The sequence below is a fragment of the Agrobacterium sp. SORGH_AS 787 genome, assembly GCF_030819035.1.
Classification (GTDB): Bacteria; Pseudomonadota; Alphaproteobacteria; order Rhizobiales; family Rhizobiaceae; genus Agrobacterium; species Agrobacterium larrymoorei_B.
Window position 1 is genome coordinate 1,155,085 of record NZ_JAUTBG010000001.1, and the last position, 25,306, is coordinate 1,180,390.

The following is a 25,306-nucleotide window of genomic DNA, read 5'->3' on the forward strand; positions in this document are numbered from 1 at the left end:
GATTGCGCGTTTATGGATTGTCGCGCTTGAAAATCCAGTCGTGATCCGGATGGTTCTGGAAACGCCACTTGCGCATCGGTCCAGCCATAACGTTGAGATAATACATCTCATAGCCATAGGGAGAGCCGCAAGGGTGATGCCCTTTCGGCACCAGCACCACATCGCCGCTTGAGACCGCCATGGTCTCGTCCAGCGATCCGTCTTCGGTGAAGACGCGCTGGAAGCCGAAGCCCTGTTCTGGGTTTAGGCGGTGGTAATAGGTTTCTTCCAGATAGGTCATCTCGGGGTAGTTGTCCTCATCATGCCGGTGTGGCGGGTAGGACGACCAGTGACCGGATGGGGTGAAGACTTCCGTGACCAGCAGGCTATCGGCCACGTCGCGATCTTCCATGGCAATCGGGAAGATGTAGCGCGTGTTGCCGCCCTTGCCGCGCTCCGCCAGAGTAATTCCCGCCGGTCCAATGACTTGGGCCTCGCGGCCTGGCTTTGCCGGTGCGGTGCACACACCAAGCGTGCAGTCCGTCGTCGCCGTCACACTCCAGGAAGAGCCAGCCGGGATATAGACGCAATGCGGCGGCTTGCGCTCGAAGACATTCATGCGGTCGCCGAGTTCGCCGAAATTCTTGTCTTCCGACGAGATTTCCGCCTTGCCCTCGACGAGAACGAGAATGACCTCTGTCTCGCCGGTTTGTTCGGTCGCGGTTTCGCCAGGCTTCAGGTGGTAGAGCCCGAAGCCCACATAGCCCCAATTGGCGCTTTCCGGCGTGATGTCGTGAACCTTGCCGGATGTGCCGGTGGGTTTGCGCAGCAGATCTGCCATGTCTTGACCTTTCTGTTCAGCCTTTGTCCAGGCCGGCTTCGCGGGCGAAAGCGCGCAACGATTTCAGGCCTAGGCTCTGATATTCGAAAGGATTGCGGACATCCGGATCCTGCTCGGCCTCGATTACCAGCCAGCCGCTATAGCCATGCTCTGCGGCAATCTTGAGAACGGGAAGGAAATCGACGCCGCCCTCGCTATCGCCAGGAACAGTGAAGACGCCACGGCGCACACCTTCGAGGAAGGAGAGGCTTTCGTCGCGAACCTGCTTGGCGATGACAGGACGCACGTTCTTGGCGTGGATATGGCCGACGCGACCCATATGCTTCTTCGCCAGCCGCTCCGGATTGCCGCCACCAAAAAGGCAATGGCCGGTATCGAGCAGCAGCTTGGCGTGCGGGCCAGTGTTCTCCATCAGCCGGTCGATCTCGTCTTCGCTCTCGACGATCGTGCCCATGTGATGGTGATAGACGAGCGCGACACCCTGATCGGCCGCATGTTTCGCCAGCGCTTCCACGCCTTCGCCAAAGCGCTTCCATTCGCTGTCGGCGAGCTTCTGGCGGTCGTTGACCGGCTTTGCATCCTCGCCGTGGATGGCGTTGGAGGTTTCGCAGACGATGATGACCTTCGAGCCCATCGCCTTCAAAAGGTCGAGGGCAGGCTGCATGGCGGCCTTTTCGTCGTCGATGGAGTTGGTCAGCAGGTTGAGCGAATGCCAGCCGGAGACGTAGCGCAGCTTGCGGGGCTCCAGCACCGCCTTCAGGCCTTCCGGTTCCTGCGGGAACTTGTGGCCTTTCTCGATGCCGTCGAAGCCGATCTTGGAGGTTTCGTCCAGGCACTGCTCAAGGCTGATATGGGCGCCGAGCGTGCGGTCGTCGTCATTGCTCCAGGCGATGGGGTTTGTACCGTAAAGGATCATGATCAGCGTCTTTCTTTCAGTGCGGATTCATAGGCTGCACGAGCCTGTTTGACTTCATTGCGTTCAGAGACTTCCGGCACGGCGACATCCCACCAGTAGCCCCCGGCATCCGGTGTCGGATAGGGATCGGTATCGATGACGATCACGGTCGGAACGTCCGCGCTGCGGGCTGCATCGAGTGCTGTTTCGAGTTCGGCGATTGTCGAGACCTTGTGCGCATCCGCACCCATGCTGGCTGCATGCGAGGTGAAATCGATGGCGATGGGGTTTTTCTGGTTGGTGTGAGCGTAGAGATTGTTGAACTCTGCCCCGCCGGTGCCCATCTGCAGCCGGTTGATGCAGCCATAGCCGCGATTGTCGGTAATCACGACGGTGATCTTCAGGCCCATGGCAACGGCAGTGGCGAGTTCCGAATTCATCATCATGTAGGAGCCATCGCCCACCATGACGATCACGTCGCGCTCGGGCTCTGCCATCTTGATGCCGAGGCCACCGGCAATCTCGTAGCCCATGCAGGAGAAGCCATATTCCATGTGGTAGGAGAGTGGCAGCTTCGCCTTCCACAACTGGTGCAGTTCTCCAGGCATGGTGCCTGCCGCACACATGACGACAGTATTGTCGCGCGAGGCGCGCTGTACCGCGCCGATCACCTGCATATCCGTCGGAAGGCTATTGGCCTCCTTCGGTGCCGCGGTCACGGCATCGGCCTTGGCGAACCAGTCCTGTTTCAGGCTTGCATCGGGTGCGGAAAAGCGGTGGCTGCCCAAGGCTTCGGTCAGTTTCTCAAGCCCAACTTTGGCGTCGGCCGTGAGGCTGATGGCATCGTGCTTGGCGCTGTCATAAGGCTGCACGTTGAGCGCTAACAGCTTGCTCGTCGGGTTCTTGAAAAGCGCCCAGGAGCCAGTGGTGAAGTCCTGAAAACGGGTGCCGACGCCGAAGACGAGATCGGCCTTTTCGGCCAAGGCGTTGGCGCTCGACGCGCCCGTCACACCGGCAGGGCCGAAATTCATTTCATGGTCCCATGCCAGCGCAGATTTGCCCGCCTGGGTTTCGATGACGGGGATGGAGTGGCGCTCGGCAAAGCTTTTCAGCGTCTCGGTCGCGCCGGAAAAATGCACACCGCCGCCTGCGACGATGATCGGGCTCTTTGCCGCTTTGAGAGCAGCGATGGCTTCTTCGAGTTCCGCTCTGTCGGGCTCGGGGCGGCGTTGACGCCAGACCTTTTTGTCGAAGAAGCTTTCCGGATAATCATAGGCTTCCGCCTGCACATCCTGGCAGAAGGAAAGTGTCACGGGACCGCAATCGGCGGGGTCCGTCATGGTGCGGAAGGCGCGTGGCAATGCGGTCAGAAGCTGTTCGGGGCGCATGATCCGGTCGAAATAGCGGCTGACTGGCTTGAAGCAGTCATTGGCCGAAACCGTTCCGTCGTTGAAGTCTTCGATCTGCTGTAACACCGGATCCGGCCCACGATTGGCGAAGACATCGCCGGGGATCAGTAACACGGGAAGACGGTTCACATGCGCAAGCGCCGCAGCCGTCACCATGTTCAATGCCCCGGGACCGATCGACGATGTGACTGCCATGGTCCGGCGGCGGCCGAGTTGTTTGGTGTAGGCGATCGCCGCATGCGCCATGGATTGTTCGTTCTGGCCGCGATAGGTCGGCAGTTCCTCGCGAATGCCGTAGAGCGCCTCTCCCATACCAGCCACATTGCCATGGCCGAAGATCGCCCAGACGCCGGCGATGTAAGGCTCATCATCCTCGTTCATTTGGGTTGCCAGATAACGCACAAGCGCCTGTGCCGCCGTCAATCGTACCGTCTTCACGCTGCCTCTCCCTTTACATGCGCGGCGCGCGCCTTGTCCCAAATCTGGCAAAGCGCCTCATAACGGGCTGCCATATCGGCAACCGCCTCCTCATCACTGACCTTGCCTGCAAGCCAGTTGCGCGCGGCCTCGGCAAAAATCGTGCGACCGACGGCAAAGCCTTTCACCAGATCAAAGCCCGCCGCCAGCCTGAAACTCTCCTCCAACTCGCTCTGCGGCGCCTCCAGGCCGAGAACCACGATGCCTCGAATATAAGGATCATGACGTTTTACCGCATCGGTCGCCTGACGCCAGGCTTCCACGCTTTTCAGCGGCTCAAGCTTCCACCAGTCGGGATAGACGCCGATCTCGTAGAAGCGGTTTATGATGCCGGCTGTCGTTTCATCATCGATTGGCGCCACCTTGGAAGGGATGACCTCTAGAAGAAATTCCAGACGGTTGCGGCGCGCGGCGGCGAAGAGACGCGAGACTGTCTCTTCCTGCCCGGCGCGCATCGCCTCGTCATCGTCCGGATGGTAGAAGCACAGCACCTTGACCACATGTTCGGCCGGCCATTCGTTGAGGCCGCCGTAATCTGGGCCGAGATCCGGCTCCAGCGTCAGCGGGCGCGAGCCCGGCCATTCGGAAGGACGGCCGATCCACAGGCCTGAGCCTGCTGCCTGATAAAGAGCGTCGCGGCCAAGACGACCATCGCAGAGAATGCCATACCCAGCATTGCCACCGGCGACCTGATGGGCGGCCTTCAGGCAAAGCTCCTTGAAGGCGCCGATTTTCTTGTCGTCTGCGCCAACGTCCTTTGCGATGGCTTCCAGTTGCATACGGTGATCGAAGGCGAAGACGCGCATGGTGCTCCAGTCGCCTTTGCGATTGGTTGCCCAATGCACCTGCTCCAGCGCGTCGTCCTTGCGCAGCGCCTTGTTGCGAATGCCCGTGCGGAAGAAATATTGCAGCTCTTCCCAGCTTGGATAGGCCGGCGTGCAGCCATGGCGCGAGACGGCGAAAGCCCCGCAGGCATTGGCGTATTTCAATGTGGTCGGCCAGTCTTCGCCGCGCAGCCATCCGCGGAAGAGCCCGGCCATGAAGCCGTCGCCGGCACCCAGCACGTTGAAGACTTCGATGGGGAAGCCTTCGCCGCTTTCGCCATCGTCGAGACTGCCTGGAATGTCGCCTGGAAAGACCACTGCGCCCATCGGTCCGCGCTTGCAGACGAGCGTGGCGTTGGAAACAGCCCGCACGGCGCGCAGCGCTTCCAGAGTATCGGTGGAGCCACCGGCGATGTGAAACTCTTCCTCGGTGCCGACGATCAGGTCGAAAAGGTTGAGGGTGGATTGCAGCTTCTGCGTGACCTTCGCCGATTCCACAAAACGGCTGTCACCGTCACCATGGCCAGCCACACCCCAGAGGTTCGGGCGGTAGTCGATGTCGAGCGCCGTCTTGGCACCGTTTTCGCGGGCAAGGCGCAGGGCCTTCAACACGGCCGCTTCCGTACGCGGATGGGAGAGATGCGTACCGGTGGCACAGACACAGTTGGCTTCGGCGATGAAGGCCGGATCGATATCGTCTTCGCTCAGCGCCATATCGGCGCAGTTCTCGCGATAGAAGATCAAGGGGAACTGCTGCTGGTCGCGAATGCCGAGAATGACGAGTGCGGTCAGGCGCTCCTTGTCGGTCTGCACGCCGCGAATATCGACGCCTTCGCGCACCAGCTGTTCGCGGATGAAGCGCCCCATGTGCTCGTCGCCCACGCGGGTAATGACAGCACTCTTCAGACCAAGTCGTGCGGCACCTGCTGCAATGTTGGTCGGAGAGCCACCGATGTATTTGTTGAAGGAGGACATGTCCTCCAGACGTCCGCCGATCTGCGCGCCGTAAAGATCGACCGACGAGCGGCCGATCGTGATGAGATCGAGTGTCTTCACGATCTGTCTCCTCCGCGCTGTTACGCGCCACAAAGGACGGAACTGTATGTCCGTCACTTTTCTCCCTCGTTTATATTTGGACTATAAATTCTATTTTTTACGTTTTCAATACGAATATTCAGTTCTGTCGATGCGTCCCCACCCCCACGGCCAGCGCAATGGCGATGCAGAGGGTCGCCGACAAGGAACGGAATGCGCCAAAATCGACCTCTGACACCGCCAGCACTGTGGCATCGAATTGGCGCAGCGGATTGACAGCCGTATCGGTGATGGCCACGACCGGGATCTTGCGGGCACGGCTTGAGGAAACGATCTCCATCGTTTCTGCCGAATAGGGCGCAAAGGTGATGGCAAGAACGACGTCGCCCTGACGGATCGCATTGGCGCTCTGCAACTGGCCCACGGATGCATGCAGCATGGAGGGCACCTGCATCTTCTCGAAAGCGTAGGCGAGATAGCTTGCGACCGGGAAGGAGCGGCGCAAGCCGACGATATGGATCATCTGCGCGTCAGCCAGCACCTGGATTGCGGCCTCGAAAGCAGATTGATCGACGGTTTTCAGCAGGTTTTCCAGCGATGCACGCCCGGCTTCGACAAATTCCGCCAGAAGCCGACCGCCGCTGTCTTCTCCCTTATCGCGCAGGTTCGTGAGCCGCGTGTCGTAATCCGGCCAGCGGCCGGAATAGCTTTCCTTGAACAGCCGCTGCATCTCCGAAAAGCCGGAGAAGCCGAGGATCTGGCAAAAGCGCATAAAGGCGGAAGGCTGGACTCCAGCGGCTTCGGCCATTTCCGCCACAGTGGAAACGGCGATCCGGTCGGTATTGGCTGCGACATAATCCGCGCACTGCCGCAATCTCTTCGGCAGCTTCGGCGCAACCTCGACCAGTCTCTCCTCGAATTCCTTCACCGTTGCCGGTGCGGCACTATCCTGCATCTCGTTTCACTCCCCCACAAATGAAATCGTCTTTTCTGGATTGGAATATCTATTCCAGAAAAGACGCGGCAGGGAAGCGGAATCTCCACACGTTAGGGATCGTCACTCGAATTCCAGAATGACCTCATCCACAGCCAGACTGTCCCCAGCCTTCACAGCCACCTTCGTAACACGGCCCTTGCGCTCGGCCCGAAGGATGTTTTCCATCTTCATCGCCTCTACGGTTGCGAGCGCCTGCCCGGCTTCGACCTCATCACCTTCCGCGACCGAGATCGAGGTGACGACGCCCGGCATGGGGCAAAGCAGCATCTTCGATGTGTCTGGCGGCAGCTTTTCAGGCATGAGACGCGCAAGCGCGGCGACGCGAGGGGAACGAACTTTGGCGAAGATGTCTGCACCATGCCAACGTAATCGGATGGCGGATGGCGAAAGATCGATCTTCACCGCCAGAATCGCACCGCCCAGCCGGAAAGTGCCAAGCCTGCGGCCCGGCAGCCAATCCGTTTCGACAGCCATCCTCTCGCCGCCTTCGATCTGAGCCATCATGTTGTCGCCATCGAGATCAAGGGAAACGCGCCGCTCGGTCTTGCCGAGTTGAACCACCCAATCCTTGCCGACAATGCGGCGATGGTTGCCGATGGTGCCGGAGATCTTTGCTGCGCGGCTCTGCACCTGATGGTGAATGGCCGCAGCGATCGCCGCCAGTCGGTCAGCGGCTTGCGTCTCAGGCTCCACTCCGGAAAAACCCTCTGGAAACTCCTCGGCGATGAAGCCCGTGGTGAGATTGCCCGAACGGAAACGAGGATGCTGCATGACCGCAGAGAGGAAAGACAGGTTGTGCCCGATGCCCTCGACCTCGAACCGATCAAGCGCCTCGCCCATGGCATCGATAGCGGACAGCCGTGTCTCGCCCCAACTGCAGAGCTTGGCGATCATTGGATCGTAATACATCGAGATTTCGCCGCCTTCGAAGACGCCGGTGTCATTGCGAAGGATCGTGCCATTCTCTTGTCGGCCCTCTTCCGGGGGACGGTAGCGGGTCAATCGACCGATGGAGGGCAGGAAGTTGCGGTAAGGGTCTTCCGCATAAAGACGGCTCTCGATGGCCCAGCCGGTCAGTTCGATGTCTGCTTGGGACAGAGACAGCTTTTCACCCGCTGCCACCCGGATCATCTGCTCCACGAGATCGATGCCGGTCACAAGTTCGGTGACGGGGTGCTCCACCTGCAGGCGGGTGTTCATTTCCAGGAAGTAGAAGTTGCGGTCGCCATCGACGATAAATTCGACCGTGCCGGCAGAGAAATAGCCGACCGCCTTGGCAAGCGCGACAGCCTGCTCGCCCATCGCCTTGCGCGTTGCCTCATCCAGGAACGGAGACGGTGCTTCCTCGATTACCTTTTGATTGCGGCGCTGGATGGAGCATTCCCGTTCGCCGAGATAGAGCACCGTGCCGTGCTGATCACCGAGAACCTGAATTTCGATGTGACGCGGCTGAGTGACGAATTTTTCGATGAAAATCCGATCGTCACCAAAAGATGCTTTTGCTTCGTTGCGTGATGACTGGAAACCCTCGCGTGCCTCGCTATCGTTCCAGGCAATGCGCATGCCCTTGCCGCCGCCGCCGGCCGATGCCTTGATCATCACCGGGTAGCCGATCTCGGATGCGATGCGGACAGCCTCATCCGCAGTCTCGATCAATCCCATATGGCCGGGAACGGTGGAGACACCTGCCTCGGCTGCAAGCTTCTTGGAGGTGATCTTGTCGCCCATTGCTTCGATGGCTTTGACCGGCGGGCCGACGAAGGCAACGCCTTCCTTTTCCAGAGCCGCCGCGAAAGCCGGATTTTCAGACAGGAAGCCATAGCCCGGATGCACCGCGTCCGCACCCGTCTTGCGGATGGCCTCGAGGATATTGTCTATGACGATATAGGACTGGTTGGAGGGTGCCGGGCCGATATGCACCGCTTCGTCGGCTTCGCGCACATGCAGCGCGTTAGCGTCTGCATCGGAATAAACCGCGACCGTTGCGATGCCCATTTTTCTCGCGGTGCGAATGACGCGGCAGGCGATTTCGCCGCGATTGGCAATGAGGATTTTCTTGAACATAGGCTTCATCCTCACAACGGAATCGTGTCGTGCTTCTTCCAATGCGTCGTCACCTGCTTGTTGCGCAGGGACGCAAAGGCGCGGGCGATGCGGCGGCGCGAGGAATGTGGCATGATGACTTCATCGATGAAGCCGCGTTCGGCAGCAACGAAGGGATTGGCGAAGCGCTCTTCATATTCGCGCGTCCGTTCCGCGATCTTATCGGGGTTTGACAGTTCGGAGCGGTAGAGAATTTCCGCCGCACCCTTGGCGCCCATCACGGCAATTTCCGCCGTCGGCCAGGCATAGTTGATGTCGGCACCGATATGTTTCGACGCCATAACATCGTAGGCGCCGCCATAGGCCTTGCGGGTAATCAGCGTTACCATCGGCACCGTCGCCTCGGAATAGGCGAAGAGCAGCTTGGCGCCGTGCTTGATGACGCCGCCATACTCCTGCGCCACGCCGGGCAGGAAGCCCGGCACATCCACCAGGGTCAGGATCGGAATGTTGAAGGCGTCGCAGAAGCGCACGAACTTCGCCGCTTTGCGCGAGCTATCGATATCCAGGCATCCGGCCAGCACCATGGGCTGGTTGGCGACGACGCCGACGGTCTCGCCTTCAAGGCGGATGAAGCCGGTGATGATGTTTCTGGCAAAGGCCTCCTGCAATTCGAAGAAATCGCCTTCGTCCGCAATCGCGTGGATCAGCTCCTTCATGTCATAGGGCTTGTTGGAACTGTCCGGGATCAAGGTATCGAGCTTCGCCTCAAGGCGAGCCGGATCGTCATGGAAAGGCCGGGTCGGTGGCTTCTGCCGGTTATTGGCGGGTAGAAAATCGAAGAGCGTGCGAACCGCTTCCAGCGCCTCGATGTCGTTCTCATAGGCGCCGTCGGCAACGGAGGATTTCTTCGTGTGGGTGGTGGCCCCGCCCAGTTCCTCGGCGGTGACGATCTCATTGGTCACGGTCTTCACCACGTCCGGCCCCGTCACGAACATGTAGGAGGTATCGCGCACCATAAAGATGAAGTCGGTCATGGCGGGCGAATAGACGGCACCGCCCGCGCAAGGGCCCATGATAATGGAGATCTGCGGCACGACACCCGACACTTCCGCATTACGACGAAACACCTCCGCATAGCCCGCAAGCGACGACACGCCTTCCTGGATGCGTGCCCCACCGGAATCGTTGAGGCCAATCACCGGTGCGCCGACGCGCACCGCCATATCCATGATCTTGCAAATCTTCTGCGCGTGGGTCTCCGACAGGGAGCCGCCAAGCACGGTAAAATCCTGGCTGAACACATAGACCTGCCGTCTGTTGATCGTGCCCCAGCCGGTCACGACGCCATCGCCGGCCACCTTCTGATCCGCCATGCCGAAATCCACCGCCCGGTGGGTCACGTACATGTCGTATTCTTCGAAGGAGCCCTCATCGAGAAGCACGTCGAGGCGTTCTCGCGCGGTCAGCTTGCCTTTGGCGTGCTGCGTATCGATACGCTTCTGCCCGCCGCCCAAGCGAGCCTCGGCGCGGCGGCTTTCCAGTTCTTGAAGGACTGAACGCATAAGACCTCCCTGTCGCATTCGCCGACAAGTCTTAAAGCCTTATTCGCAAAATGGAAATGTCGGCCTTCGTCGCAGACGGAAACACCTGACACACTAGCCGCGATAGGCGACGAGAACCGCCCCGAAAGCAATCAGAACCACGCCGAGCCAGTTGGGAAGAGAGAGCCGTTCGCCCAGAAAGAGAACCGCAAAGACCGCGACGAAGACGACGCTGAGCTTGTCGATCGGCGCAACGCGCGCGGCATCGCCGATCTTCAAAGCGCGAAAATAGCAGATCCAGGATGCACCGGTCGCAAGCCCGGAGAGAATGAGGAACAGCCAGGTGCGCGGTGTGATGGTCGCCGGGCTTTGCCAGTTCCCTGTGATGTAGACCATCAAGCCTGCAGCCAAAAGAATGACGATGGTTCGGATGAAGGTGGCGAAATCGGAATTGACGTTTTCGATGCCGATCTTGGCGAAGATCGCGGTCAGTGCGGCGAAAGTGGCCGACAGAAGAGCCCAGACTTGCCAGGAGAGAAACAGGTTTTTCATCGTCGAGCACCGGTGAGGACGGGAGAGGGGTCCATCTTATCAAGTCGGGGCCGGAAAAGGAAAGCCCGCCTCGAATGATCGAGGCGGGCTTGCTATGGATCGCTTTAACAGCGCGGTTTACTCTGCAGGAATTCCAAGTGCCGTCGCATCGTCGACGACCTTTGGCTCGTCGCCCCTCAGCGCGGCTGCGAGCTGCTCCTGGTCGAGCTCGCCTTCCCAACGGGCAACGACGATGGTTGCAACGGCGTTGCCAATGAAGTTGGTCAGCGCGCGGCATTCCGACATGAAGCGGTCGATACCAAGGATCAGCGCCATGCCCGCGACGGGGACAGATGGGACGACCGAGAGCGTGGCCGCAAGCGTGATGAAGCCAGCGCCGGTAATGCCCGCGGCACCCTTGGAGCTCAGCATAGCGACAAGCAGCAGGAGGATCTGTTCACCCAAGGACAGGTGAATGCCCGTTGCCTGCGCGATGAAGAGGGCGGCGAGCGTCATGTAGATGTTCGTACCGTCGAGGTTGAACGAGTAACCGGTCGGGATGACGAGACCGACGACGGAGCGCTTGCAGCCTGCTCTTTCCATCTTGCTCATCAAGCCCGGAAGTGCGGCTTCCGACGAAGATGTGCCGAGAACGAGCAACAATTCTTCCTTGATGTAGCGGATCAGCGCCAGGATGGAGAAGCCATTGTAGCGGCAGACGGCACCGAGAATGACGAGCACGAAGATCAGCGACGTCAGGTAGAAGGTGCCGATCAGCATGGCGAGATTGGTGACCGACGAAATGCCGTACTTGCCGATGGTGAAGGCCATGGCGCCGAAGGCACCGATCGGAGCAGCCTTCATCAGGATCGCGACCAGTTTGAAGATCGGATACATCAAGGCATGCATGAAATCGACGACAGGCTTGCCGCGTTCCCCGACGACGCCGAGCGAAATGCCGAACAGCACGGAGAAGAACAGCACCTGAAGAATATCGCCGTCCGCGAAGGCGCCGACGATCGTCGTCGGGATGATATTCATCAGGAAGCCGGTGATCGACTGCTCATGCGCCTTGGCGGCGTAGGTTGCAACGGCCTTGCCGTCCAGTGTGGACGGATCGATGTTCATGCCCGCACCCGGCTGAACGACATTGGCAACGATCATGCCGACGATCAGCGCCAGGGTGGAGAAGGTTATGAAGTAGATCATCGCCTTGCCGGCTACGCGGCCGACCTTCTTCATGTCGTTCATGCCGGCAATGCCGGTTGCGACTGTGAGGAAGATCACGGGTGCGATGATCATCTTGACCAGACGGATGAAGCCATCGCCGAGCGGCTTCAGCTGTTCGCCAAGAGCGGGATAAAAGTGGCCGAGCGCAATACCTGCGGCGATAGCGACGATGACCTGGAAATAAAGATGCCGGTAAAAAGGCAGTCTGGCGTGGCTTTCGGCCACGGCTGTGCTGTCAATCATGTTAGTTCCTCCTCGGCTTAACCCTGCCCTGACGGCCTCCCGGGTTTGCCTCAAGTTTTGCCCGGCCCTCTGCCGTTCGGAACTACCTACGCAAATAGTATGCCAGTTTGGTTTTTGAGATTAAGCCATTGATAAAAATTGGTGTTATTTTAAGCCATCCAATGACCACTCTTCACGAGTGTGTTTTTCCGCTCATCATCTCTTGTCTTTTGTGTGGATTTCCGCACAGTGAAACCATGACATTTCGAGCCGCCCAATGTCCGTTTTCGTGAATAGCAGCCGCTTCCGCTGGGTGGCCTTCGCCTTGATGTGGGTTATCATTGCCTTCGGCGCTTTCGTGGCTGCAGACAAGATAGGTCGTGTCCAAGCGACGAAGCGGTTGATTGCCGATGCCACGACGGATGCCGAGCTGAAAACCGCTTTGCTGAATGTGGCGCTGGAACGCCCGCGCGTCCTGCCACTCGTCCTCTCCCGCGACCGAGATATCGCCGACGCGTTGGAAAATGGCGGCGCTGCCGTCCAGCGTCTGGATGAAAAGCTGGAGGGGCTGATCGAAGGAACGCAGGCCTCGGTCATCTATGTGACGGATGCCAAGGGCGTCACCATCGCGTCCAGCAATTGGCGGATGCCCGAGAGTTTCGTCGGTTCCAATTATGCCTTCCGTGACTATTTTCGCAGAGCCATGGAAACGGGCATGGCAGAGCATTACGCGCTCGGTAATGTCAGCCGCCGGCCGGGGCTCTATATCTCCCGGCGGGTCGATGGTGCAGATGGAAAGCCGCTCGGCGTGGTCATTGCCAAGGTGGAGTTCAACCGCCTCGAGACCGACTGGAATATCGGCGGGCGTCCCGTCTACATCGTCGATTCCAACGGCGTGGTGCTGATGACAAGCATACCCGAATGGCGGTTCAAGACGGTGGCGCCGATCAATGAAGACAAGCGACGGATGATTTCCGCCAGTCTTCAATTCGGAGAGGAAGCGCTCTCTCCCATGCCCGTGCGATTGCGCTCGAAACTCGGTCCGGATGTGGCGCTTGTGGAAGTGAGCTCCCCCTCGACACTGAGAGGAGATTATCTTCGTCTCGAACTCCCCGTTCCGACGACCAAGTGGTCCCTGCATTATCTTCAACCAGTGACGCCGGCGACGAATGCCGCCATACGCGAAAGCCGGATCATCGCTCTTGCCGCCCTTATGCCGCTCTTCGCCCTGTCGGCGATCTGGCTTCGACGCCGGCTGAAGGCAGAGCAGGCGCGTGCCGCCGCCGAAAGAGATCGCGCGGAACTCGAGCGCCGGGTTCAGGAGCGGACGGTGGATCTGACCATGGCCCGAGACAAGCTTCAGGCGGAAATCCTGCGCCACGAACAGACGGGTAAGGAGTTGCAGAGCGTCCAGCACGATCTGGTCCAGGCCAACCGGCTTTCGATCCTCGGACAGGTGGCGGCTGGCGTGGCGCATGAAATCAATCAACCCGTCGCCACCATTCGCGCCTTTGCCGACAATGCTCGCGTGCTTCTCAAGCGCAAGCGCCTGGAGGAAGCGGACGAGAATCTGGAGAGCATTGCCCGTTTGACCGAGCGCATCGGCGTCATCACCAGCGATCTGAAAATTCTGGCGCGCAAGGGCAGAACTGCCGCAGAACCTGTCAGCATTCGTCTGGTCATCGAAGGTGCCGTGCTGTTGCTGCGCAGCCGGTTTTCCGGACGCATGGACATGCTCGATCTCGATCTTCCGGATAAAAACCTCAAGGTCATGGGAAGCCGCATCCGGCTGGAGCAGATCGTCATCAACCTCTTGCAGAACGCGCTCGAAGCCGTCGAAGAGAAGAGTGACGGACGCGTCGACGTGATGGTGGAGCAAATGGCAGAAGAGGTGGTGCTGCGCGTTCACGACAACGGGCCGGGCATCGCGGCGCCTATTCTCGAGCAGCTCTTTTCGCCCTTCAACACGTCGAAGGAAGGTGGGCTCGGCCTTGGCCTCGTCATCTCCAGCGATATCGCCTCGGATTATGGCGGGCGGATCGAGGTCGATACAGGCGACAGCGGCACGTGTTTTTCAGTCTATTTGAAGCGGGCATGACATGACGGGAATGGGAACGGTCTATCTGGTGGATGACGACTCGCAGCTGCGCAAGGCGATGCGGCAGACGCTGGAACTGGAAGGCATGACAGTGATGCCTTTCCCCAAGGCAGAGCTGGCGCTCGACGCTCTGGAAGAGGATTTCGATGGCGTGATCGTCACCGATGTGCGCATGCCCGGCATGGATGGCTTGCAGTTTTTCGAGCACGTCCGGAAGATCGATGCGGACCTGCCTGTTATCCTGATCACCGGCCATGGCGATGTGCCGATGGCCGTCAGCGCGCTTCAGAACGGCGCCTATGATTTTATCGCCAAACCCTTTCCTGCCGAGCGCATGGTGGAAAGCGTTCGCCGCGCATTGGAAAAGCGTCGGTTGGTGATGGAGAACCGCGCACTGAAGCAGGCGGCGGAGCAGTCGATCGATGACATGCCTTTGCTTGGTCAGACGCCTGCAATGGAGCGCCTGCGCAATACGCTGCGCCATATTGCCGACACGGATGTGGATGTGCTGGTGGCGGGAGAGACAGGCAGTGGCAAGGAAGTGGTGGCGACAGCTCTCCACCGCTGGAGCAAGAAGCGCAGCCACGGAAATTTCGTGGCGTTGAATTGCGGCGCCTTGCCGGAGACCGTGATTGAAAGCGAACTCTTCGGCCATGAGGCTGGCGCTTTTACCGGGGCGCAGAAGAAGCGCATCGGCCGCATCGAATATTCCAGCGGCGGCACGCTGTTTCTGGACGAGATCGAAAGCATGCCGCCTGCTCTACAGGTGAAGATGCTACGTGTGCTGGAAATGCGTGAGGTTTCCCCGGTCGGCTCCAACGAGGAGCGGTCCGTCGATATTCGTGTGGTGGCAGCGGCCAAGGTGGATCTCGGGGATCCCGAGCAGCGCAAGGATTTTCGCGAGGATCTCTATTACCGCTTGAATGTGGTGACGCTATCCATCCCGCCGCTGCGGGAGCGCCGGGCAGATATCCCGCTGCTCTTCTTCCACTTCGTCAGCAAGGCCTCAAGCCGCTTTGGCATGCCGGTCCCGCAGATCGGAGCATCTATTTCGCGCTATTTGAACGAGCATGACTGGCCAGGCAATGTGCGTGAACTCGGGCATTTCGCCGAGCGTGTGGTGCTGGGGCTGGAAAGTGGACAGCCGCAAATACCCAGCCTAGCCGCGACGGCGAGTGGATCCGGCACGCTTTCGGAGCGCATGGATCGGCAAGAGGCGGACATCATTCGCGAGACCCTGGAAAAGCACCAGGGCGATGTTGCCGAAACCATCGCCGCGCTCGGGATCGCGCGCAAGACATTTTACGATAAGTTGCAGCGTCATAACATTAACCGCTCGGATTACGTCCCCAAGTGAGTGAGGGTATTCCGAGCAGTTCAAATCTTTGAAATCGAGGCGGTCGCAATCAGCCTGCTACGCAGAAATGGCTGTTGCCGTCATTGCCGATATAGGTACCGCTGTTCGGATTGAAGCTGCGGTAACGCTGCGAGCAATAGTTATACCAGGTCTGGGACCAGGGCTCGATCGTGCGGTAAACCTGACGCTGCTGGTAAACGGGGCGGGCCTCGTAAACCGGCTGGGCGCGGTAGACCGGGCGTGGTGCGGGACGATACTCGCGATAGTCCGGATCGTCATAGGTGTAGCTTGGCTGATAGGTCTGGTAGCGGCGCACCGGAGGCGGCTCGGCATAGACCGGCTCTTCCTCATAACGCGGCTGCGACAGGGCAGAACCGACAGCAACACCGGCAGCGAGACCAAGAACACCACCAATGATGGCTGCGTCGCGGTTTCTGTGTCGCCAGTCGCCGGCCGATGCCGTGTTCAAGGGTGCCAGGACGGTTGCAGAGACCGCAAGAGCCAGAAGAGATTTAGCTGCAATCGAAGCCATGTTCATTTTCCATCTAAACGGCAGTTGCCCGCCAGGTGTTATCCGATGGTTAAGAAAATAGATTCCGCAGGCTGAACGGGCGCTGAATGAATTGTGGCAGGACCGGGACGCTCAGCCTGCCACTATGTGCGCAGGCGAAAACGCTTCCATCAATCCAAGATAGGGCTTCTGAACGGGGGTCGCATAGGCGCCGCGCTTTGCCGTGGTAAGCCCGAGCGAGATCAGTGTCTCGGCATGTTTGACCGCCGCCGACACGCCATCGATGACCGGAACGCCAAAGTCGTGTGAAAGCTCTGCTGCAAGATCCGCCATGCCTGCGCAGCCAAGAACGATGGCCTCCGCTTTGTCTTCGTCAAGGGCCGCGGCGATCTGGGCACGTAGCCGGGGCAAGGCGTCCGAAGCCGGATCCTCCAGCGAGAGAACCGGAATGTCAGCCGCCCGCACCTTTGCTCGCGCAGCCATGCCGTAGCGATGCACGAGATGTTCGAGCGGCAGCCGTGAGCGTTCCATGGTGGTGACGACCGTGAAGCGCTGCGCGATGAAAGCCGCGGTCGCAACAGCCGCCTCGCAGATGCCGATGACCGGGATGGTTGCAAGTGCGCGTGCTGCATCGAGCCCCGTATCGTCGAAGCAGGCAATCACCGCTGCTTGCGCGCCATTCTTCTCCGCCTTGGCGATCTCCAACAGAAGCCCAGGTATGGCGAAGACCTCGTCGTAATAGCCCTCGATCGAGACCGGTCCCATAGACGACGTGACGGCGACAACCTCCGTCGAGGCGGAAGCGACTGCCTTGGCCGCAGCCTCGATAGTGCGGGTCATCGACTGGGTGGTGTTGGGATTGACGACGAGAATGCGCATGATCTGCAGTTCAGCCTTTCGAGCGGCGGCGGTTCATGGCGACAATGATGCCGAGCGTCGCGCCGATGACGATGAGAGAGAAGAAGGTGGTGACAGCACCAAGGGCGTAGAGCACCGGCGTGGTCACGTTCGTCGTCATGCCGTAGATCTCAAGCGGCAGCGTATTGTAGGTGCCGGACGTCATCAGGGTTCTGGCGAATTCGTCGTAGGAAAGCGTGAAGCCGAACAAGCCGACGCCAATCAGGCTTGGCGCGATCATCGGCAGGACGACATTGCTGAAGGTTTGCCAGGAGCTCGCGCCCAGATCCCGCGCCGCCTCCTCATAGGAGGGCGAGAAGCGGTTGAAGACCGCAAACATGATGAGAACGCCGAAGGGAAGGGTCCAGGTCAGATGTGCGCCGAAGGCGGAGGTGTTCCACGCGGGTTCGAGGCCGAGCTGCTGAAAGAGCACGCCGATGCCGAGCGAAATGATGATGGATGGCACAACAAGGCTTGCGACCGAGAGATAGAAAAGCGGCGTGGCGCCGATGAATTTGCGGGCGGAACGCAAGACCCGCCAGAAGCGAGACGAGAACCGTCACGATCATCACCATCAGGCCCAGCATGAAGGAGCGGCGGAAGGAACCGCCAAAATCGCCGACGGCCTGCTGTTCGAAAAGGTTGGCGAACCAGTGGAGCGAGACGCCGTTCAACGGAAAGGTCAGGCCGCCATTCGGTCCCTGGAAGGCGAGGATCAGGATGGCCGAGAGCGGGCCGTAGAGAAACAGCACGAAGAGCGCACAGAAGATGGCGAGGATGTAGAATTCGCGACCGCGTTTTTCCGAGTGCATGATCAGAGCTCCTTACGGATATCGACGACCCGCAGAATGCCTGCGACCATCAGGAGAACGAGGGCGAGAAGAACGACGGCATTTGCCGCAGCGGCCGGATATTGCAGGAGCGACATCTGGTTCTTCATCATCAGGGCAACCGAAGCGCTCTGTCCGCCCGACATGACCTGCACGGTGGAAAAGTCGGCCATGACCAGCGTCACCACGAAGATGGTACCGATCGCCATGCCGGGCTTCGCCAGCGGAATGATGACGTTCCACAGAACCTGCCAGCTGGACGCGCCGGCATCGCGCGCCGCCTCCACCAGAGACTTGTCGATGCGCATCAGCGTGTTGAAGATCGGCGTCACCATGAAGAGCGTATAGAGATGCACCATCGCGAGCACCACGGCGAAGTCGGAATAGAGCAGCCATTCGATCGGTGCGGGAATGATGCCCATATTGACCAGCGCGCTATTCACCAGCCCGTTGCGGCCAAGCACCGGAATCCAGGAAATCATGCGGATGATGTTCGAGGTCAGGAAGGGCACTGTGCAGATCAGGAAGAGCACCATCTGCATCGTGGTGGTGCGAATATGGAATGCCAGGAAATAGGCCACCCAGAAGCCGAGAAACAGGGTAATCGCCCAGACGATGAAGGCGTATTTCAACGTGTTGAGATAGGTCTGCCATGTCACCCAGGACCCGAGCGTTTCGGTGTAGTTGAAGGTAACGAAGTCCGGATACATCTGGGCGAAGTCGTAATCCCAGAAGCTGACCACGACGATCATCAGGATGGGCAGAAGAAGGAAGAAGCCGAGGATCAGCGCCAAAGGTGCTGCCTGGAGATAGGCGACAACGGTTTGCGGCAGGGTAAAGGGCTTACCCGCTTTTTCTTTCTTCTCGCCAACGCCTATAAATCTGACCGTCGCCATTCATGGTGCCCTTTATTGTTGTCGTGACCGGCAGCGTTAAGTTGCCGGTTTTCGTGCGATGACGAAGGATAAAGTCTCTCCGTCGGTGTGGTCCGCCCCTGATCAAACCCGAGGGTAATCCGATCATGCGTAAGCCGTTGATCCTCGGGTCAGGCCCGAGGATGACGAAAAGCAAGTGCCGAGGGTGTCAGCAGGCGAAGACCGGCGACAAGTAACCGCCGGTCTCCTCTCATCATCAAGCGGCGATGAACTCGTTCCAGCGGCGGACCATGTAGCGGTCTTCGTCCATAACGGAGTTCCAGCAGGCGACCTTGCCCATGCGCTCTTCGAAGGAGCCGCCATCGCGCACAGCGCCGGCCTTTTCCATGACCTTGCCGTCTGGAGCGATGATGTCGCCCTGGGCAGGCTTGCCTTCCACCCAGTAACCCCACTCGTCGGCGGTCATGTAGTTCTTCGCCGTTTCCATAGCGGCGGAGTAGTAGCCCTGACGGTTGAGGTACGCGCCGACCCAGCCGGATGTGTACCAGTTGATGTATTCATAGGCCGCGTCGAGCTTGGCGCCGCTCAGGTGCTTGGCAAGGCCAAGACCGCCACCCCATGAACGATAGCCTTCCTTCAGCGGCTGGTATTTGCAGGCAATACCCTTGGAGCGAACGGCGGCAACCGCCGGTGACCACATGGACTGGATGACGACTTCGCCCGACGCCATGAGGTTGACGCTCTCGTCGAAGCTCTTCCAGAAGGCGCGGAACTGGCCGTCCTTCTTGGCCTTGATGAGGAAGTCGATGGTCTTGTCGATTTCCGCCTTGGTCATGTTGCCCTTGTCGGCGTACTTGATGTTGCCCATGGCTTCCATGATCATTGCCGCATCCATGATGCCGATGGACGGAATGTTCAGGATGGAGGTTTTGCCCTTGAACTTCGGGTCCATGATATCGGCCCAGGTGGTGATCTCACGACCGACAAGATCAGGACGGATGCCGAGCGTGTCGGCATTGTAGATGGTCGGAACCATGGTGAAATAGTCCGTTTCACCCTTGGCGAACGTCTTGTCGCCAGGCTTTTCCACATAGCCGACCGTATGAGGCGCCGTACCCTGCGCGATCACGCTGTCCGGCTTCAGCTTGCCGGTTTTGAACAGCGGCACGATCTTGTCATAATATTTCAGCTTCTTGATTTCCATCGGCTGGATCACGCCGGCCGGATACACCTTTTTCAGGATCCAGTATTCGATGTCCGCGATGTCGTAGGAGTTCGGCTGGGTTACGGCGCGCTGTGCAGCCGCGTCGGAATCCGTTGCCGTCATTTCAAGCGTGATGCCGAGGTCTGCCTTGCACTTTTCGGCAATCGCATTGATGTTGGAAACGCCCGTGCCGAACTGGCGAAGCGTGATCGGGTTTTGCGCCCAAATGGTGGGGAAGCCGGTGATCAGGCCGGAGCCGACGGCAGCACCCGTGGCGGCAGCGCCCGCCTTCAGGAGACCGCGTCGGGTCAGACCCTTTTTCGTCTTGGTCGTGTCGGTCATTTTAAAGTTCTCCTCTGGCTATTTTTGTTGAGGTCATTGCTCTACCCGTCCGAGCACGATGGCATCGGCCGCATTCCAGGAAAGAGGTATGGCATCGCCAACCTTGATCGGATTTTCGAAGAAGACCGCATCGGTCAAAATCACGTTGAATTCGTCGATGCCGGCACCCGTGACAACGAGCTTCACGCTGGCGCCGCGATATTCGACGTTGGAAACGATGCCAGTAAAACCAAGGCCTTCTTCCCCTTCGCCGATCCGCACGCGGTCCGTGCGCACGGCAATATCGACGTTCTCGTCGGGCGGGACCTTGCCACTGGCCTTGAAGGTGCCGCCACCTGCCACTTCCAGCGTCACGACATCGCCATCGACGGATTTCAGCCGTCCGGAAATAACATTGTGATCGCCCATGAAGCGGGCGACGAAGGCTGTCGCAGGGCGCTCGAACACCTCACGCGGAGCCGCTGCCTGCTCGATGCGACCGTCATTCATGACAACAATGATATCGGCCAGCGCCATAGCCTCTTCCTGGCTGTGGGTCACGTGGACGAAGGTGATGCCGAGCGACGTCTGGAGCTTCTTCAGTTCGGCGCGCATGCGGATCTTGAGGAATGGGTCGAGCGCCGAGAGCGGCTCGTCCAAAAGCAGCGCTTCTGGGTCGGTGATGAGCGCACGGGCAAGGGCAACGCGCTGCTGCTGGCCGCCCGAAAGCTGGGCAGGACGGCGGGTCGCATAGGGCTCAAGCTGCATCAGCTTCAGCATCTCCAACGCTTTGGCACGGCGCGCTTCCTTCTCCACACCTTTCATCTTCAGGCTGAAGGCGACGTTGTCGATCAGATCGAGATGGGGGAAGAGCGCGTAGGACTGAAACATCATCGCCGTCCCGCGACGGGCCGGCGGCAGGTCGGTGACGACCGTGTTGCCCAACCGCACGTCGCCACTGGAGATGGTTTCGTGTCCCGCAATCATGCGCAGCGTCGAGGTCTTGCCGCAGCCGGAAGGACCCAGCAGGCAGCAGTAGCTGCCAGCCGGGATTTTCAGACTGATGGCGTGAACGGCGGTGGTGCTTCCATAGACTTTGGTAACGGAGGCGATGTCTATCTCGGCAGCTTTGCTCATGCATTTTCCCCTGCTTGTTGCAGACGAACTTGCATATGCCGTGCCAGTTTCGGGGAGCTTCGCTTAAGCGATTGAAAGGAAAACGTTTTTATTTTGGGTGGCGCAGCTTTGTTCAGCGCCGTCGCTTTGCATGCACAAAAAAGCAGCTATTGTTTTCAATAGGGCGCGACATTGTATGCAATTTTATCGAAGACGAAGCGCGGTTAGATGTTTGCAGTCCGCAGCTTTCGCGATAGTAAGAAAGAAAATCTGGAAAAAGCAATGGCACTGTCGCAACTCGAACCCGATATGGACAACGCGCCAGAGGATCGCGCGCAGGCGATCCGCGATACCTTGCGGGATGCGATTGCCGATAGACGCCTGACGCCCGGCACAAAACTTTCCGAAGCGGAGGTTGGCGCCCTTTTCGATGTCAGCCGCACCGTTGTGCGGGCCGCCTTGCAGATGCTGGCCTTCGAAGGGCTGGTCAAGGCGGAACGAAACAGGGGGGCCTTTGTCTCCAATCCATCGCCAGATGAAGCACGCCAGGTCTTTGCCTCTCGTCGCCTGATAGAACAGGGCATCGTTGCCGCCGCGGTTGAACGGATCACGCCGGAAGGCATTGCCAGCTTGCGCGCGCATCTCAAAGAGGAGACGCGACACCAGCATGAGCGTGGGCCTTCTGCTCGCAGAGCGGAGATCAAGGCCTCCGGCGATTTTCATCTGCTGCTGGCATCGCTTGCGGGCAACGCTATTCTGGAAAAATTCATGGGCGAGCTCGTCGCCCGCTCTTCCCTCGTTATCGCGCTTTATGGCCGATCCGGCATTTCAAGCTGCGGCCACGGCGATCATTCCGCCATTCTCGATGCGCTGGAGGCCCGCGATGTCGAAAAGGCCAATCACCTGATGATGCATCACATCGATCACATCGAGGCTGATCTCGACCTTCGCGTGAAGGAAGGTCTGGCGCTGAAGGAAGCGCTGGCGCTGTAACAATAGCCGTGCGCGCAAGCGCCGCACGGCTATTGTTACATTATGCCGCGTAGCGGCTGATTGCGAGGTCGGCGGTTTCGATCTCCGGCTTGTTGCCAGAAACCAGATCCGCCAGGACACGCGCCGAGCCGCAGGCCATGGTCCAGCCAAGCGTTCCGTGTCCGGTGTTCAGGTAAAGGTTCGCATAGCGCGTCGCGCCAATCACCGGCGTGCCATCTGGCGTCATCGGGCGCAGTCCGCACCAGAATTTCGCCTGGGATTGATCACCCGCACCACCGAACAGGTCTTCCACCGAATGCCTCAAGGTCGCCTGACGCTTGGCGGGTAGATACTTGTTGAAGCCGGCAATTTCCGCCATGCCGCCCACGCGGATGCGGTCGCCAAGGCGAGTAATCGCCACCTTGTGCGCCTCATCCATGACCGTGGAGATCGGCGCCTTGGCGGCATCGACGATCGGCACAGTGATCGAATAGCCCTTTACCGGATAGACGGGCAGGTCGAGACCGAGATGCTTGAGGAAATGCGGCGTGTAACTGCCGAGTGCGCCGATAAAGACATCCGCTTCGACCAGGCCCTTGCTCGTCTCGACGGCCTTGACGCGGCTGCCTTCAACGATAGGGCGCATGATACCGGTGTCGTAGATGAATTTAACCCCTGCCTGCTCGGCCAGTTTCGCAAGCTCCGAGGTGAACATGAAGCAATCGCCCGTCTCATCGCCCGGTAGGCGAAGGCCACCGACGATTTTCTCGCGAGAGGAGGAAAGACCCGGCTCTGCTACAACGCAGGCGTCACGATCGAGGATTTCGTAAGGCACGCCGCCGGCTTTGAGAACCTCCACGTCCTTGCCGATGCCGTCGAACTGCTTCTGAGTGCGGAAGACTTCCAGCGTACCCTGCATGCGCTGATCATACTGAATGCCGGTCTCGTCACGAAGCGCCATCAGGCAGTCGCGGCTATATTCGGCCACGCGCACCATGCGGCTCTTATTGACGTTGTAGCGCGCGGCCGTGCAGTTGCTCAGCATCTGGATCATCCAGCGCCAGGCGGCAGGATCAGCGGTGGGGCGAATGATCAGAGGCGCGTGCTCCATGAAGAGCCACTTCAGCGCCTTCATCGGAATGCCGGGTGCGGCCCAGGGAGAAGAATAGCCGGGCGAGACTTCGCCGGCATTGGCAAAACTTGTTTCCAGCGCCGCTGCGGGCTGGCGGTCGATGACGGTGACGGAATGTCCGGCCTTGGCCAGATACCAGGCTGAGGTGACGCCAATGACGCCGGCTCCAAGAATGGTGATGTTCATGCTGGCCTCACAGGTTTCGAGCGATGGTGGAAGAGGCGGCGGCCTGCTTTTCCGGATAGAGGTAGGCGCGACGATAGCGCTGGCCGAGCCGCGTCAGGATTTCATAGGCGATCGTGCCCGCATCCTCGGCAATCGCCTCGAGGGTCTGGTGCGGGCCGATGATTTCGACGAGGCTGCCATGGGTCAGCGTGTCTTCGGGCAGGGCGGAAATATCGAGCGTGATGCTGTCCATCGACACGCGCCCGGCAATGGGAAGCCGAACGCCGTTGAAATAAGCGGCACCTCGGCTGCTCAGAGAGCGCGGCAGGCCATCCGCGTATCCCGCGGCAATCGTTGCCAGACGGGTTTCTGCGGTGGTGCGCAGCGAGGCGCCATAGCCGACGAAGCTTTCAGCAGGCACTGTACGGGTCTGAACCACGGCAACGCTTAAGCCGACGACCGGCTTCATCGGATTGGGAACGGTCGAGGCGGGCGCTCCGCCATAAAGCGCGATGCCCGGTCGCATCAGGGCATTGTGATAATCCGTGCCAAGAAAGATGCCGCCGGAATTGGCAAAGCAGACCGGCACGCCCGGAAATTGCTCGGTGGTCTTGCGCATGACGGCAAGCTGTAGCGCATTGGCCTGGTGATCAGGCTCGTCGGCACAGGCGAGATGGCTCATGATGCAGGCAAGATCGATGCCTTTGAGCATGGCCGGTGCCGCCAGCAGCGCTTCCACCTCGTAGGGCGCCAAGCCGAGCCGCGACATGCCGGTGTCGATTTGCAGTGCGGCAGGCAGAGTCTTGCCGAGAACGGATGCTTGCGCCGACCATTGGGCAATCTGCTCCAGCGAGTTGAGAACCGGAACGATATTCAGCGCAGAGCAGGAGGTTTCGTTGCCGGGCTGGAGACCATTGAGAACGAAGATTTTCGCATTGGGAGCGATGTGCAGGCGAAGAGACAACGCCTCATCGATATGAGCGACGAAGAAGTGCCGGCATCCCGCATCGTAAAGCACGGGAGCGACAATATCGGCACCGAGACCATAGGCATCTGCCTTCACCACGGCGCTCGTCACCGCCTGCGGCGCCTTGGCGGCGAGCTTGAGATAGTTGTCGCGAAGGGCTGCAAGATCGATGCTCAAATAGCCGCTTGCGCCACCTTGAGCTTTCTGCTGCTGGATGGTCATGTCCATTGTCGTTCCCTTTGTTTTTATCACAACAAGGTATTGCAATGATCCTTGAATTTAAGCAGTCTCAGTCGAATATTATTCGATAATATCTTCACTATCGCAATTTTATGCGATCATTCGGAATGAACTCATGTCTTCGCTCGACGCGACCGATCGCCATATCATCCGGCTGCTGCGGCTGAATGCCCGCATCAGCAATGCCAAGCTTGCTGCTGAAGTCGGGCTTTCGCCTTCCGCCTGTCTGCGCCGCGTGGATATTCTGGAGCGGGAAGGCGTTATTCGCGGCTACACGGCGATCACCGGAAGCGCCGCAGGCGGCGAGATGATCTCCGTCATCGTCCAGATCACGCTCGACCGGCAGACGGAGGATTTTCTCAATCGCTTCGAAAATGCCGTGCGGCGTTATCCGGAGGTACGAGAATGCTATCTCATGACCGGAGGCTCGGATTATTTTCTCCGCGTCGAGGTGGAAACGGCGGGCGACTTCGAGCGGGTGCACAAAGACATTCTCTCCAAGCTGCCGGGCGTGTCGCGCATCCATTCGAGCTTCGCCATCCGCAACGCGCTCGCCGCCCCCAAGCCTCGGGCGACGGAGCGCAAATCTTGATC

At 59.4% G+C, this 25,306-nt stretch carries 20 protein-coding genes and 1 pseudogene; 4 read left to right on the plus strand and 17 right to left on the minus strand.

Annotation, left to right across the window (positions count from 1 at the left end):
• Positions 1–10: 10 nt before the first annotated feature.
• From iolB to QE435_RS05125, 9 genes are all read right to left on the minus strand, one after another.
• Positions 11–820, minus strand: a complete 810-nt coding sequence (gene iolB, locus QE435_RS05085; RefSeq protein WP_349040482.1) for a 5-deoxy-glucuronate isomerase — start codon at positions 818–820, stop codon at positions 11–13.
• A 16-nt stretch (positions 821–836) separates the two neighbouring features.
• Positions 837–1,736, minus strand: coding sequence for a myo-inosose-2 dehydratase (iolE, locus tag QE435_RS05090; protein ID WP_349040483.1), 900 nt, complete (start codon positions 1,734–1,736; stop codon positions 837–839).
• A 2-nt stretch (positions 1,737–1,738) separates the two neighbouring features.
• Positions 1,739–3,562, minus strand: coding sequence for a 3D-(3,5/4)-trihydroxycyclohexane-1,2-dione acylhydrolase (decyclizing) (iolD, locus tag QE435_RS05095; protein WP_349040484.1), 1,824 nt, complete (start codon positions 3,560–3,562; stop codon positions 1,739–1,741).
• Complete coding sequence (gene iolC, locus QE435_RS05100) at positions 3,559–5,484, minus strand: 5-dehydro-2-deoxygluconokinase (RefSeq protein ID WP_349041136.1); 1,926 nt, start codon at positions 5,482–5,484, stop codon at positions 3,559–3,561. Before iolC ends, iolD begins: the two co-directional genes overlap by 4 nt.
• Positions 5,485–5,599: 115 nt before the next feature.
• Positions 5,600–6,415: a MurR/RpiR family transcriptional regulator gene (locus QE435_RS05105; RefSeq protein WP_306929215.1), complete on the minus strand. Its 816-nt coding sequence runs from the start codon at positions 6,413–6,415 to the stop codon at positions 5,600–5,602.
• A gap of 102 nt (positions 6,416–6,517) precedes the next feature.
• Complete coding sequence (locus QE435_RS05110) at positions 6,518–8,521, minus strand: acetyl/propionyl/methylcrotonyl-CoA carboxylase subunit alpha (RefSeq protein ID WP_349040485.1); 2,004 nt, start codon at positions 8,519–8,521, stop codon at positions 6,518–6,520.
• 11 nt (positions 8,522–8,532) lie between these two features.
• Positions 8,533–10,065, minus strand: coding sequence for an acyl-CoA carboxylase subunit beta (locus tag QE435_RS05115; RefSeq protein ID WP_349040486.1), 1,533 nt, complete (start codon positions 10,063–10,065; stop codon positions 8,533–8,535).
• A 93-nt stretch (positions 10,066–10,158) separates the two neighbouring features.
• Complete coding sequence (locus tag QE435_RS05120; protein WP_349040487.1) at positions 10,159–10,596, minus strand: EamA family transporter; 438 nt, start codon at positions 10,594–10,596, stop codon at positions 10,159–10,161.
• A gap of 117 nt (positions 10,597–10,713) precedes the next feature.
• Positions 10,714–12,048, minus strand: a complete 1,335-nt coding sequence (locus QE435_RS05125) for a dicarboxylate/amino acid:cation symporter (protein ID WP_349040488.1) — start codon at positions 12,046–12,048, stop codon at positions 10,714–10,716.
• Between the two features lie 256 nt (positions 12,049–12,304).
• Between QE435_RS05125 and QE435_RS05130 the strand changes: the two genes are divergently transcribed.
• Complete coding sequence (locus tag QE435_RS05130) at positions 12,305–14,125, plus strand: sensor histidine kinase (RefSeq protein WP_349040489.1); 1,821 nt, start codon at positions 12,305–12,307, stop codon at positions 14,123–14,125.
• A 1-nt stretch (position 14,126) separates the two neighbouring features.
• Positions 14,127–15,482, plus strand: a complete 1,356-nt coding sequence (locus QE435_RS05135; RefSeq protein ID WP_349040490.1) for a sigma-54 dependent transcriptional regulator — start codon at positions 14,127–14,129, stop codon at positions 15,480–15,482.
• A gap of 49 nt (positions 15,483–15,531) precedes the next feature.
• Here the strand turns inward: QE435_RS05135 and QE435_RS05140 are convergent, their stop codons facing one another.
• The 6 genes and pseudogenes from QE435_RS05140 to QE435_RS05165 all read right to left on the minus strand — a co-directional run bounded on the left by QE435_RS05140 (position 15,532) and on the right by QE435_RS05165 (position 21,257).
• Positions 15,532–16,014: a BA14K family protein gene (locus QE435_RS05140; RefSeq protein WP_306929227.1), complete on the minus strand. Its 483-nt coding sequence runs from the start codon at positions 16,012–16,014 to the stop codon at positions 15,532–15,534.
• 111 nt (positions 16,015–16,125) lie between these two features.
• Positions 16,126–16,872 carry an aspartate/glutamate racemase family protein gene (locus QE435_RS05145; RefSeq protein ID WP_349040491.1) on the minus strand — a complete coding sequence of 249 codons (747 nt, stop codon included), beginning with the start codon at positions 16,870–16,872 and terminating at the stop codon, positions 16,126–16,128.
• A gap of 10 nt (positions 16,873–16,882) precedes the next feature.
• Positions 16,883–17,702, minus strand: a pseudogene (locus tag QE435_RS05150) (ABC transporter permease).
• Between the two features lie 2 nt (positions 17,703–17,704).
• Positions 17,705–18,616 carry an ABC transporter permease gene (locus QE435_RS05155; protein ID WP_296039834.1) on the minus strand — a complete coding sequence of 304 codons (912 nt, stop codon included), beginning with the start codon at positions 18,614–18,616 and terminating at the stop codon, positions 17,705–17,707.
• 235 nt (positions 18,617–18,851) lie between these two features.
• Positions 18,852–20,141, minus strand: a complete 1,290-nt coding sequence (locus QE435_RS05160; protein ID WP_306929233.1) for a PotD/PotF family extracellular solute-binding protein — start codon at positions 20,139–20,141, stop codon at positions 18,852–18,854.
• 33 nt (positions 20,142–20,174) lie between these two features.
• Positions 20,175–21,257, minus strand: a complete 1,083-nt coding sequence (locus QE435_RS05165; RefSeq protein WP_349040492.1) for an ABC transporter ATP-binding protein — start codon at positions 21,255–21,257, stop codon at positions 20,175–20,177.
• Between the two features lie 261 nt (positions 21,258–21,518).
• On the opposite strand from QE435_RS05165, the gene QE435_RS05170 reads away from it, so the two are divergent.
• Positions 21,519–22,229 carry a GntR family transcriptional regulator gene (locus QE435_RS05170; RefSeq protein WP_306929235.1) on the plus strand — a complete coding sequence of 237 codons (711 nt, stop codon included), beginning with the start codon at positions 21,519–21,521 and terminating at the stop codon, positions 22,227–22,229.
• Positions 22,230–22,269: 40 nt separating this feature from the next.
• On the opposite strand, the gene QE435_RS05175 is transcribed toward QE435_RS05170, so the two are convergent.
• Positions 22,270–23,526, minus strand: a complete 1,257-nt coding sequence (locus tag QE435_RS05175) for a D-amino acid dehydrogenase (RefSeq protein WP_349040493.1) — start codon at positions 23,524–23,526, stop codon at positions 22,270–22,272.
• 7 nt (positions 23,527–23,533) lie between these two features.
• Entirely contained in the window at positions 23,534–24,700 is a 1,167-nt protein-coding gene (gene alr / locus QE435_RS05180; protein WP_349040494.1) for an alanine racemase, read from the minus strand.
• Between the two features lie 127 nt (positions 24,701–24,827).
• On the opposite strand from alr, the gene QE435_RS05185 reads away from it, so the two are divergent.
• Positions 24,828–25,304, plus strand: coding sequence for an Lrp/AsnC family transcriptional regulator (locus tag QE435_RS05185; RefSeq protein WP_349040495.1), 477 nt, complete (start codon positions 24,828–24,830; stop codon positions 25,302–25,304).
• The last annotated feature ends 2 nt before the right edge of the window (positions 25,305–25,306 follow it).